This is a genomic window from Cupriavidus sp. 05L310 (genome assembly GCF_056398185.1).
Genome location: NZ_JBFTOX010000116.1, coordinates 1 through 11,436 on the forward strand (window position 1 = coordinate 1; position 11,436 = coordinate 11,436).

Annotated in this window: 11 protein-coding genes and 1 pseudogene; 6 read left to right on the forward strand and 6 right to left on the reverse strand. The window is 67.5% G+C overall.

Features of this window, described 5'->3' with window-relative positions:
- Positions 1-231 precede the first annotated feature (231 nt).
- Positions 232-1,137: a MurR/RpiR family transcriptional regulator gene (locus AC1DS6_RS41720; RefSeq protein ID WP_477104706.1), complete on the reverse strand. Its 906-nt coding sequence runs from the start codon at positions 1,135-1,137 to the stop codon at positions 232-234.
- An 89-nt stretch (positions 1,138-1,226) separates the two neighbouring features.
- On the opposite strand from AC1DS6_RS41720, the gene AC1DS6_RS41725 reads away from it, so the two are divergent.
- A complete protein-coding gene (locus AC1DS6_RS41725; protein WP_477104707.1) occupies positions 1,227-2,390 on the forward strand; it encodes a M20 family metallopeptidase in 1,164 nt (387 codons plus the stop codon).
- A 49-nt stretch (positions 2,391-2,439) separates the two neighbouring features.
- Positions 2,440-3,441: a Bug family tripartite tricarboxylate transporter substrate binding protein gene (locus AC1DS6_RS41730; RefSeq protein ID WP_477104708.1), complete on the forward strand. Its 1,002-nt coding sequence runs from the start codon at positions 2,440-2,442 to the stop codon at positions 3,439-3,441.
- 10 nt (positions 3,442-3,451) lie between these two features.
- On the opposite strand, the gene AC1DS6_RS41735 is transcribed toward AC1DS6_RS41730, so the two are convergent.
- Entirely contained in the window at positions 3,452-4,372 is a 921-nt protein-coding gene (locus tag AC1DS6_RS41735; protein WP_477104711.1) for a LysR family transcriptional regulator, read from the reverse strand.
- 312 nt (positions 4,373-4,684) lie between these two features.
- Between AC1DS6_RS41735 and AC1DS6_RS41740 the strand changes: the two genes are divergently transcribed.
- The 4 genes from AC1DS6_RS41740 to AC1DS6_RS41755 all read left to right on the forward strand — a co-directional run bounded on the left by AC1DS6_RS41740 (position 4,685) and on the right by AC1DS6_RS41755 (position 8,223).
- The gene (locus AC1DS6_RS41740; protein WP_441637072.1) at positions 4,685-5,419 is read left to right on the forward strand and encodes a class I SAM-dependent methyltransferase; all 735 of its coding nucleotides are present in this window, start codon (positions 4,685-4,687) and stop codon (positions 5,417-5,419) included.
- Between the two features lie 78 nt (positions 5,420-5,497).
- The gene (locus AC1DS6_RS41745; RefSeq protein WP_441637074.1) at positions 5,498-6,418 is read left to right on the forward strand and encodes a LysR substrate-binding domain-containing protein; all 921 of its coding nucleotides are present in this window, start codon (positions 5,498-5,500) and stop codon (positions 6,416-6,418) included.
- Positions 6,419-6,526: 108 nt separating this feature from the next.
- Complete coding sequence (locus AC1DS6_RS41750; RefSeq protein ID WP_045242426.1) at positions 6,527-7,000, forward strand: RidA family protein; 474 nt, start codon at positions 6,527-6,529, stop codon at positions 6,998-7,000.
- A 26-nt stretch (positions 7,001-7,026) separates the two neighbouring features.
- Complete coding sequence (locus tag AC1DS6_RS41755) at positions 7,027-8,223, forward strand: aminotransferase class V-fold PLP-dependent enzyme (protein WP_441637078.1); 1,197 nt, start codon at positions 7,027-7,029, stop codon at positions 8,221-8,223.
- 84 nt (positions 8,224-8,307) lie between these two features.
- Here AC1DS6_RS41755 and AC1DS6_RS41760 read toward each other — a convergent pair whose 3' ends face one another.
- From AC1DS6_RS41760 to AC1DS6_RS41775, 4 genes and pseudogenes are all read right to left on the reverse strand, one after another.
- The gene (locus AC1DS6_RS41760) at positions 8,308-9,417 is read right to left on the reverse strand and encodes an AcrVA2 family anti-CRISPR protein (protein WP_477104709.1); all 1,110 of its coding nucleotides are present in this window, start codon (positions 9,415-9,417) and stop codon (positions 8,308-8,310) included.
- Between the two features lie 34 nt (positions 9,418-9,451).
- The gene (gene tssJ, locus AC1DS6_RS41765; RefSeq protein ID WP_441637082.1) at positions 9,452-10,060 is read right to left on the reverse strand and encodes a type VI secretion system lipoprotein TssJ; all 609 of its coding nucleotides are present in this window, start codon (positions 10,058-10,060) and stop codon (positions 9,452-9,454) included.
- Positions 10,057-10,906 (reverse strand): annotated as a pseudogene (gene tssG / locus AC1DS6_RS41770) (type VI secretion system baseplate subunit TssG). The gene tssJ and the pseudogene tssG overlap by 4 nt, the downstream one beginning before the upstream one ends.
- A gap of 74 nt (positions 10,907-10,980) precedes the next feature.
- A partial coding sequence (locus AC1DS6_RS41775; RefSeq protein WP_477104710.1) for a type VI secretion system baseplate subunit TssF occupies positions 10,981-11,436 on the reverse strand: 456 nt, incomplete at its 5' end.

Consider the following 11,436-nt stretch of genomic DNA (forward strand, 5'->3'; position numbering starts at 1 on the left):
CGGTTGCATATCGTGTCATCACCTATTCGCACACCGCCCTCCATTTTGCTTCACTAAGGAAACGGAGGCGACAAGTATCCTGACATGGAGGGCGAGTAAAGAAAAGTGACACCTCCGTGTGCGTAAACGGCCAACCCCGTACAGCCGCGACAGCAGCTAGAAGCAATAAAACCCCACCAAAAACGCCCACCCCGCCTAAGCGGAGAAATCGCCGGCGACGCCAACACCAGCCTACCCCCGCCTCAACCCCTCAACAGGATCCGCCTCAAAGGCTTCCCACAGCGCATCACGCCGCTGCAACGCCTTGATGACCGAAGGCTGACGCAATTGCGCTACCGCCGAGACCAGCGCATTGCACAGGAAGAAGGCCGCCGTATAGGAATCAAAGGGGGAAGCATTACCCGTACGCACCAGCAGATGATGATGCGACAGCGGCACCAGTGGCGCAGCCGGACTATCGCAAATCGCGATCACCCGCGCACCGCGCTCGCGGAAAGCACGGGCGATGCTCACCGGCGCGCTGGAATAGCGGCGGATGCTGAACGTCAGCAGCACGTCCTCGGGCTCCACCCACAGCATGGCGTCCGTGGCAGTCACCGCTCCGGCCCCCAACTCCTGAACCTGCGGCCGGCACATGTTCAGATGCAGCGCCAGCCATGCCCCCACAGGCGCGCTGTTTTTCTGCGCCAGCACGAACAACCGCCCGCGCGGTTCGGCCAGCAGACGCGCGATCGCCTCGAAGGCCGCCATGTCCAGCACTTCGTGGGTGGCCGCCAGGTTGTGCTGGTCGTGCAGCAGCGCGTCGTCCACGCAGGCGCGCAAGGTGCGCTTGCCACCGATCGTGGCCGGCGCGCGCTGGCCCGCGGTGGGCAGGAGCGCCGTCACGCTGGCCCGCGCCTCGCGCTGGGCGTCGGCATAGCTGGCATAGCCCAGCTTGGCGAACAGGCGCACCACCGTCGAGGCGCTCGTGCCGTGCTGGGCGGCAAGCGAGGTGGCCGATTCCAGCAGCGCATGCGGATAGTCGCGGCCCAGTGCATCGGCCAGCGCGTGCTCGCGGGTAGTCAGCGTGGCCGCCTCGCGCGCGAGGCGCTCAAGCAGGGTGGCGCTGTGTTGAGGGAGCTCCTGTCGATTTTTCATGGCGTTGACACGCTGCAATGCATATTGCATGATCATAGCACTTTTGCAATACATGAATCATCTCCACACGATGGAAGGAGCGGGGGTATATGGCGGATAGCGAGATGCTTGCCAACGCGGCGGGCGAGGTGATCGACTGGCTGGGTGGCCAGCAGGCCGAAATGCAGGCGCTGCTACAGCGCATTGTGGACATCGACAGCGGCAGCCGGCAGGAAGCCGGCGTGACGGCCGTGGCAGAGGTCCTGCGCGGACACCTGCAAGCTGCCGGCATTGCGGTCACGCTGCATGCCGTGCCCGGCTACGGCGTGTGCCTGGATGCGCTGGTGCCCGGCGCCGGCGATGGCGCGCCGATCCTGCTCATGGGCCATATGGACACCGTGTTTCCGGCCGGCACGGCGGCGCGCCGTCCCTTCCGCGTGGAAGACGGGCTTGCCTACGGGCCCGGCGTCGCCGACATGAAATCGGGCCTGGTGATGAATGTGTTCGTGGCCGAGGCCCTGGCGCGCTGCGGCGGCAATGCCCTGCCAGTGCGCCTTTTCTTTTCCTGCGACGAAGAAATCGGATCGGCCGCCACCCGCGAGCGGATCATGGACGTGGCGCGCGGCGCGCGTGCCGTGTTCAACGCCGAGCCCGGCCGCGTCAGCGGCAACCTGGTGACCGGGCGCAAGGGGTCGATGGTGGTGGAATTCGAGGTAGAGGGCGTGGCCGCGCACGCGGGCGTCAACCATGCCCAGGGTGCCAGCGCCATCGACGCGCTCGCGCGCAAGATCCTGGCGCTGCATGCGCTGACCGACGCCGGGCAGGGCATCACCACCAATGTGGGCTGCGTGAAGGGCGGCATCGTGCCCAACATGGTGGCGCCGCATGCGCAGGCCGAGCTCGACGTGCGTTTCACCGCCGACACGGACATCGACGCGCTGGTCGGGCAGATACGCGCCATCATCGAGGCCGAATCGCTGCCGCGTACCACGGGCCGGATCACCGACATGCGCCGCACCCGGCCGATGACCCAGACGCCCACGGACTTGCTGGCGCTGTACCAGCGCGGCGCGCAGCAGCTGGGCTTCTCGGTGGAGGGCGAATTCACCGGCGGCGCCGCCGACAGCGGGCTCACATCCTCGGTGGGCACGCCCACGCTGTGCGGCACCGGCCCGGTGGGCGGCCATGCGCACACCGTGCGCGAGTACTGCGAGCTTGCCACCTTCGTGCCGCGCGCGCAGGCGGTAGCGCTAGCCATCCTCGCACTGCGGTGAGCCGAGGCACTTCCCTGCATCCGACTTTAACTACCTTCACCACACTGCCATGCCGAACGTGCCATTCTCTCGCCGCCATTTCCTCCGCACCGGCCTCAGCGTAGCCGCGCTCGCGTGTGCCGCGCCGCTGGCCGCGCAAGCGCAAGGCGCGTATCCCTCGCGCCCCATCACGCTGGTGGTGCCCTTTCCGCCCGGTGGTTCGGTGGACATCATGGCCCGCCAGTACTCGGAGCCGCTCTCGCGCATCCTCGGCGTGCCGGTGGTCGTCGACAACCGCCCGGGCGCGGGCGGCTCGGTCGCCACGCAATCGGTGGCGCGCAGCAAGCCCGATGGCTATACGCTGGTGGTGTCCTCCCAGAGCAGTCACCTGGCCAACCCGCTGACCCAACCGAAGCTGGGCTACGACCCGATCAAGGATTTCGAGAACATCGCCATCCTGGGCCGCCAGCCCAACGCCCTGGTGGTGCACTCGAGCCTGCCCGTGCGTACCTTCGCGGAGTTCCTCGCCTACGCGAAAAAGAACCCGGGCAAGCTCGACTACGGCAGCGGCGGGGTTGGCAGCATGGGCCAGCTGAATGTGGAGATGCTCAAGGCCAGCACCGGCATCTATGCCACGCACATTCCCTATCGGGGCGGCACGCATTTGATCACGGCCGTGCTGAGCAATGAGGTCCAGTTCATCCTCGACAACCTGGTCATCATGCTGCCCTACATCAAGGAAGGAAAGGTGCGCGCGCTGGCGGTGGCTTCCGAACAGCGCCTGCCGCAGCTGCCCGATGTGCCGACCATGGCCGAGCTGGGCTATCCGCAGCTCAACCTGAGCTCCTGGACGGGCATTGCCGCGCCTGCCGGCACGCCCGAGCCGGTGGTGCAGAAGCTCTACCAGGCGGTGCGCCAGGCCGCCAGCGACCCCGCCATGCAGGCGGCCCTGCGCTCGCGCGGCGTGTTCCCGCCGGAAGAGATGGCGCCGGCCGCCTTCGAACGGATGATGGCCGAGCGGATGCAGCGCTACGGCGAAGTGGTCCGGCGAGCCAGAATCTCGGCGGAGTGAGTGCGCGGGATCAGGGCCTGACGGCGGCCGCCCCGCCCTGCCCGTCCTGCCCGCCCGCGCGCAGCATGTCGATGACCAGTTGCATGGCGGGCGTGGGCGGGCGGCTCTTGCGCAGCACCAGGCCATAGGGTGCAAGCCGGCCATGCAAGGCCACCGGCAGCGTGGCGATCATGTTCAGGTCTTCGTAGTAGCGGGCCACCGAGGTGGGCAGCACGGCCAGCATGTCGGATTCGCGCAGCACGGACAGCGTGGTGAGGATCGACGACGTCTCCACCGTGCTCACCGGCGGCGGCACGCGGTTCTCGCGGAAGGTCTGGTCAATGATCTGGCGCATCGGGCTGGGGTGCGGCTGGATGATCCAAGCGTATTCCGTCAGCGCGGCCAGTTTCAGCTTGCCGTGCTCCGCCGCCGGATGCCCCACGCGGGTGACGATGGACAGCGCCTCCTCCCCCAGCGTCTCGAACGACAGCTCCTCCGACGGCCAGCCATCCGGGATGCGGCCCAGCACGATATCGATCTGGTCCTGCTGCAGGGCGTGCACCAGCACATCGCTGGTATCGATCTGCACGATGATGTGCAGGCGCGGATGCGCTTGCTTGAGCCTGACAATCACCTGGGTCAGCAAATCCGGCGCCGGCGCCATCACGGCGCCCACGCGCACCTTGCCGACATCGCCAGCCTGGATGGCGACCAGTTCTTCGCGCAACTCGTCCATATCGGCAAAAACCACCCGCGCGTAGCGCATCACCGCCTTGCCCGACACCGTGGGGTCCAGCCCGCGTGCGTGGCGCGTGAACAGCGATACGCCAAGTACATCCTCCAATTCCTGCAAGGACTTTGTGGCCGCCGGCTGGGTCAGCGCCAGCCCTTCCGCCGCCTGGCGCAACGAGGGCGACTCCGACAGCGCCAGCATCAGCTGCAGGTGCCGCATACGCAGGCGTTTGCGGATGGACGCGCTGGATGGGATGGTCACGGCGATAAGCTCCGATAATAGGCGGACAACAATATCCGATGTTTTGTTTATCGCGGATTCTCGCACATGGCTTGGGCGCGACAGAGGTCTGCCGCGGCTGGCCTTTCCCGCACATTCCCACGGCCGCTACGGCGTCCGGAACCCGTCTTCCGCATTTTTCGCTGCACTTCGGCGCATTTGCGGCCTGTTTCCGCGCTGCTGCGGTGCTTTTCGGGCATACTGACCCGCTCCCTCCCCATTGCGAAGCCGGCGTCCTGGCTTCCCCCCTTGATGCCCGGCTATCAAACCAAGCAAGAGAGCATCGCCGTCGCCGGCGTAGCCGACCTGGTCATTCGCTCGCTGCTGGATAAACAGCAGTACTACGACCCCCTCGGCGAAGCCGATCGCATGGGCATTTCTTCCGCCATGTGGCCGCTGTTCGGCCTGCTGTGGCCATCCGGCGCGCACCTGGCTGCCCGCATGGCGGCGCGTCCGGTGGATATCACCGAACGCGTGCTGGAGATCGGCTGCGGCCTGGGCCTGGCCAGCCTGGTGGGACACCGCCGCGGCGCCGACATGACCGCCAGCGACTGCCATCCGATGGCAGCGAGCTTCCTGGCGGAGAACGTGCGCCTGAATGGCCTGGCGCCGATGAAATACCGGCACGGGCACTGGAGCGCCACGGCGCCTGAACAGGACGCCGCCGAGGGTGCGAGCCCGGCCAGCGCCTACGTCCATGGCCATTTCGACCTGATCATCGGCAGCGACCTGCTCTACGAGCGCGATGCCAATGCCAGCCTGGCTCACTTTATCGGGCGCCATGCCAGCCCCACCGTCGAGGTCTGGATCGTCGATCCCGACCGCGGCAACCGCCCGGCCTTCAACCGGCAGATGGTCGAGCAGGGTTTCCTGATGCGCGAGGAAAAGCTGGACCGCGCGGCCTCCCCCGGCGTGGAGGCCTATAAGGGGCGCCTGCTGGTTTATCGCTGGGCCGCGCCGATGCCGCCCGCGCCCACCCTGCAGTAGCAGCCAGCCCCCGCCCGCAAGCACCTCCCCTCAACAAGGCGTAGCATAACGGGCTCCCCAAACCCTCCGCCTAGCCTCATGCGTTCCGCGCGATCCCTGCCGCCCCTTGTGTCCCTGCGCGCTTTCGAAGCGGCCGCAAGACGCCTGAGCTTCAGCCAGGCGGGGCAAGAGCTGTTCGTCTCGCAAAGCGCGGTCAGCCACCATATCCAGAAACTGGAAGAAAACCTCGGCGTGGCATTGTTCGAGCGACGCACCCGCGCCGTAGCGCTGACCCAGGCGGGGCAGGCTTACTATGCACAGGTCCATGCGGCGTTCGAGCTGCTGCGCCAGGGCACCGAGCAGATCCGCGCCCCCGCCGGCGCGCGCACGGCCCTGACCGTGGGGCTGCTGGCTTCCTTCGGCACGCGCTGGCTGGCGCCGCGGTTGCCGGCCTTCTCGGCGGCGCATCCCGGCATCGACCTGCAGTTGCGCCCCGATATCGCCCTTGCGGACGTGGCGGGCGGGGAGGTGGACGTGGCGATCCGCTACGGCCGGGGTGCCTGGCCGGGCGTGGACGCGCAACTGGTCATGCCCGAGCGCTTGTCGGTGGTCTGCGTCCCCGCGCTGATCGCGGGCCCGGACCGCCCGCGCAAGCCGCAGGACCTGCTGCGCTACCCGTTCCTGGCCTCGCATGCCAGGCATCCGTTCGAATGGGACGCCTGGGCCCGCCGCTTCGGCCTGGCGCTTGGCCAGGCACAGACCGTGCGCCTGCACGACTACAACATCGTGGTGGAAGCGGCGCTCGCCGGGCAAGGCATGGCGATGGGCCGGCACCGCCTGATCGCCCAGCAGCTGGCCAGCGGCGCACTGGTGCCGGCACTGCCCGGCGCGGTATTGGATGACCCCGGCATCGGATGGTGGCTGGTCACGCCGCGCGGCCCGCTGAGCGAGGCCGCGTCGGCATTCCGTGCGTGGCTCATCGAAACCGCCGTCCGCGACCCGATGGACGGCACGCATTAGCCGCGACGCATTAGTTTTGCTCATGCATGCGGGCCGAGAATTGATTGGTTCCGACGTGGCCAAGCCGATAGGATTGGCGTTTTCCAACCTCGCTCCGGCGTAACCGACATGACCCTCTCCATCTCCGCCCGCGTGGCCGAACTCGGCCTGGCCCTGGAATCCGCGGCCGCTCCCGCCGCCAACTACGTGGCGTTCGTGCAGGAAGGCAATCTGCTCTTTATCTCCGGCCAGATCTCACGCAAGGATGGCCAGCCCGCCTACCTGGGGCGCCTGGGCGACAACATCTCCGACGAAGACGGCGTGCAGGCCGCGCGGCTGTCGGCGCTGGGCATCCTGTCGCAGATTGCCGCCGCCACGGGCGACCGGCTGGACCGCGTGGCCCGCGTCGTACGCCTTGGCGTCTTCGTGGCCAGCACGCCGGAATTCCATCGCCAGAGCGCCATCGCCAACGGCGCATCGGACCTGATGGTGCAGGTATTCGGCGAGGCGGGCCGTCACGCGCGCGCCGCGGTTGGCGTTGCGTCGCTGCCCAGCGGCGTTGCCGTGGAAGTCGAAGCCGTGATCTCGCTGACCCAGCCCTGAACCCGACGCGCCTCACCGGAACCCCCATGCCCCCTCCCCTCACCCCCGCCGCCGTGGAGGCGCTGCGCGCCCGCGCGCCAGGCACGCTGACCACCACGCACTTCAATCACGCCGGCGCCTCGCTGCCCTCCGCGGCCACGCTGGAAGCGATTCACGCCCACCTGTGGCGCGAAGCCACGCAGGGGCCGATGGAGGCCGGCTTGGCGGCCCGCGAACAAACGGAACGCGCGCGTACCCTTGCCGCGCGGTTGCTGAACGCCCAGCCGGCGGAGATCGCCCTGACCACCGGCAATTCGCCCGGCTGGGGCGCCGCCTTTGCCGCACTGGGATCCTGGCAGCCCGGCGACCGCATCCTGGTAGGGCGCCACGAATGGGGCGGCAACCTGGCCGCCATGCGCCTCACGGCGCAGCGCGCGGGCGCATCGATCGAAGCCATTCCGTCCGATAGCAGCGGCGCCGTGGATCCCGAGGCGCTGGAGGCCATGCTGGACGACCGCGTGCGCCTGATTGCGCTGACCTGGCTGCCGGCCAACGGCGGACTCATCAATCCCGCCGCGGCCATCGGAAAGGTGGCGCGGCGCCACGGCATCCCCTACTTCATCGACGCCGCACAGGCGGTGGGCCAGTTGCCGGTCGACGTGGCCCAGGTAGGCTGCGATGTGCTGAGCGGCGCCGGCCGCAAGGCGCTGCGCGGGCCAAGGGGCACCGGCCTGCTCTATGTGCGGCAGGATTTCCTGCCCCGCCTGACGCCGGCATTCGTGGACACCTATTCCGCGCCGCTGGATGCGCACGGCGACCCCGTCCTGCGGCCTGGCGCGGCCCGCTTTGAATCGGCCGAAGCATCGATGGCGCTGCGCTGCGGCCTGGCCAATGCCCTGCAGGAAGCGTTGGAGATCGGCCTTGAGAACATCCGTGCGCGGATCGATGCCACCGCACAGGCGCTGCGCGCGCAAATGGCCGGAATACCCGGCGTGACGGTGCTGGACCAAGGCCGCGAGCGCTCCGGACTGGTGGCCTTCAACGTGGCCGGCCAGGACCCCGTGTCGGTGCAGCGCAGCCTGGCGGCGCAGGGCGTGGTGATCGGCAGCAACGGTACCGCCTATACGCCCCTGGATATGAACGCCCGCGGACTCAGCCAGATTGCCCGCGCCTCGGTCAGCTACCTGACCACCGAGGCGGAGATCGGGAAATTGCTGGGGGGCTTGCGGGCGCTGGTGCGTTAGGGCGCCGGTATCCCGATATCCAGGCCGATCCAATCTCACGGCCCCCTTTTCGCGTCAGCGCTCACGCAGGCCGCGAACCCATCGCTAGTCCCCCTTCCCGGCACCCGCCTTGTCCGCCGTGCCAGCACTTCGCAGCGTGGGTACCAGATCGTCCGGCGTCTCGACGTTGACTGGAATGGGTGGCATCCAGCGCAAGGTGCGCTTCGCGCTATCACGCGGGCCGCTCAGGTAGGTGTGCCAGTGTGCCCGCCGGATGTGCGGGCGCGGGCCAGCATGAGTCCCAGCACCATCGCCAGCGCCGGCGGCATCGCCAGCGGCATCAGGGCCAGCACGGCGCAGCGCGGCGCCCAGACGCGTGGCAACGTCCCAGCACACCGGTCGCTGCGCGGCGAACATGCGCACCCCCTTCTTGGTGCGCTTCGGCACCGGCCGCGATGGCCGGGATGCACCATCCCCGATTTCGGCGGCTTCGCTGCACAGGTACAGGAGCAGCGAGAGAATACGCGGCAGCAGCGTCGGCATATTTCGCTCAAAATCTGGTTCGGGCGCCATGCCGTCCTCACGCATGCTTTGAAACATGCCGCGAATAGCCTCGCCCAACGTGCGGCGGGTCAGATCGATCGGGCAGGTGAGCAGGCCGTCAGTGTAATTGAGCTGCAGCATCAGCACCTCGCGGCCGGTGTTGGTTTCACACAGGTTGGCGAAGACGCCGTAAACGAGAAGATCGTCCCAGTGCATGCCGGGCGTCTCAAGATAAACACACCATTCTGGCAAGTGCCGCAACAACGCCGCGGGCAATTCCCCTGTCACGGGCGTCGCGCACAAGGCATCGTAGACCGTCGGGTCGATGCGGTAAATCCCCTGCGTCACGCGCCAGGCCGCTATTGTCGCCACAAGTTGCAAATGCGTGACCAGCCCCTTCGGCGTCGGGTCGCCTGGGCGCAGACCGAGCCTGCGCATCATCATGTTCCGAAGCAGCGTGTATGGAATGTAGTAGTGGTCAGGCCATCCCCGCGCCGCTGGATCACGCAAGGCGCGCAACTTGTCCGTTGTCGCCAACAGGCCGGGATAGCAGGTGCCGACGTGCGTGAGCCAGTAACCGGGATGCATCTTCGCTGCGTCGCCCGATGCCGACGGCAATGCGGCAGGCACCTGCGGCTGCGGTGCGTGCGCTGCGTTGATTGAATTCGTCATCGTCTTTCGCCTCATCAGTAAAGCGGCACCGGTATCATCCCGCGAGCCGTGACATCGGCAAGCGAGCAGCCGCTTGCACCGTGGCTAGTCTGCCCATGCCGCCGCCATCCACTGCGCCGGAACCATCAAAGCTGGCCCCCGCCAGCTCCAGCGTGCTGCCTCGCACCTCGATCCTTACCGGATCGGTCTTCTTCCACTGTTTCTTCGGCACCACCAGCTTCCAGACCGTCTCCTTGCCGGGGCTACGGAAGAGCGCGATGACCCCGACATATTCCGCCTCGGCATGCATCGGCTCGCTCAAGCTCACGCTCGCATCGGGGCGCAGGATGACGTCCTTGGTCGCCAGCAGATCCGGCTTGAGTAATTCGAGATCATCGGCCTGCAGTCGCGCATAGCCCAGCTGTTCAAAGGCCTGCGGCGATTTCAACTGGTAGATCCGCACCACCGTCGACAACGATTGCCCGGCGCCGTTTGTATTTAACGACGGCCGGCTGGTGAGATCGAGGCTCATGGTCTTGACCTGCGTCGTGAAGGCCCATTTCGCTGCCTCCACCGTGCTGTCCTTGACTGCCTGGCCCACGCCGCAACCAGCTATATGGGTGGCAACCAGCAGTAGGGCACCGTTTCGAAGCTGTCGCCTCATCGTGTTGATCCTCTTTGTGCAGCGTATTGCTGCGTTGAGTTGTGCCCGCGCCAGTTCCCGAGTTGCACGCGGGTAACGGCATCGCTGGCGCCCGGGGCGTCGGCTTCGCTGTGCCGCCTGAGCTGCGTGGTGTAGCCCAGGCTCACCTGGTCCGAATTCAAGGCCGGCGCCGGCATCAGCGCGGGCCTCACATGCATCTCCAGATGCGCGTGCGCTGCATAGCCCAGGTAGAAGCGCAACAGCGCCGTCACCTCCCGGTGGCTCCTCCACCGTGATGCGCGCGTCCGGCACGGCATGCTGCAGCACGCCGGCGAGGCCTTCGGCGGTGCGTGTGCGCTGGCTGGCCAGCCCTAGCATCGACAACAGCTTGCGCGTGCCGACGGTCTCTTCGGTCCGCGCCTGTCCGGCGCCCGGCTTGCCGAGGCCCAACCCGAGCAGGCTCAGCAGATAACACGACACCTGGTCCTGTCCGCCCTGCCGGAAGCCCACCGGATAGCGGTACTTGCGCGCAACGCGGTAGAACTGCGTGACGATCCGGTGGTGAAACAGGTCCAGAAAGGCCGCCAACGGCTCTGCCCCGTCGCGGCGCTGGGCAATCTCGTCCACGAAGTAGGAGGGCATGCGCGCATCCACGCCGTAAAGGCCCAGGAAGGTTGTCCGCACGACCGGTGGCCGGTCGGGGTGGTCGCTGTCGCGCTCCACCGCATCGATCTCCCGCCCGGGAAAGCCTAGCCGTCCGTGCGAGCGAAACCGCACGGGCTCGTTGGCAGGAGAATCGGTGGTGCCCAATGGCGGCTGCTGCGGCGCGGCCAGTTCGATCAGCTCGCAGAGCCGGAAGAAGTTCATCTGCGGCGCATGGGCGAGCAGCGCCGGCAGCAATGCGCTCTCCTGCGCCTGCGTTGCTGKCAGWTTCGGCARRCTCAAAACGGTGCCCCCTCGCCCTTGCTGTCGGGCCATGCGAGCCGCTTGCCGCTTGGCTGCGACACGATCACCAGCCGGGTATACAGGTTCAGCGTGGCATAGAGCGACAGGAACCGGTTGAGCATCTCGCCGAAGAGCTCGACGTCGCCCTCGCCGGCAAAACGGGTGCTGTCCAGCGATACCTCGATCTCCACGCCGCGCAGCAGGCCGCCTTTAACGAGCTTTTGCAGGGGCCGGTGCCGCACGTCCGTGATGGCATCGATGCGCCGGCGGTTCATCTCGCCTTCCGTCCAGTCGTAGAGGGCAAGACTGCCGCGCAGGACCTCGGCATCGAGCAGCGACAGGTAGTTTGGCGCCAGGTGCGACAGCACGCGCCAGTGGAAGCGGTCGGCGGTGGGCGGGTACACCGGCAGGGTCGGTGCGGTCAGGTTGCGCACCGCGCCGATGTTGGCGAA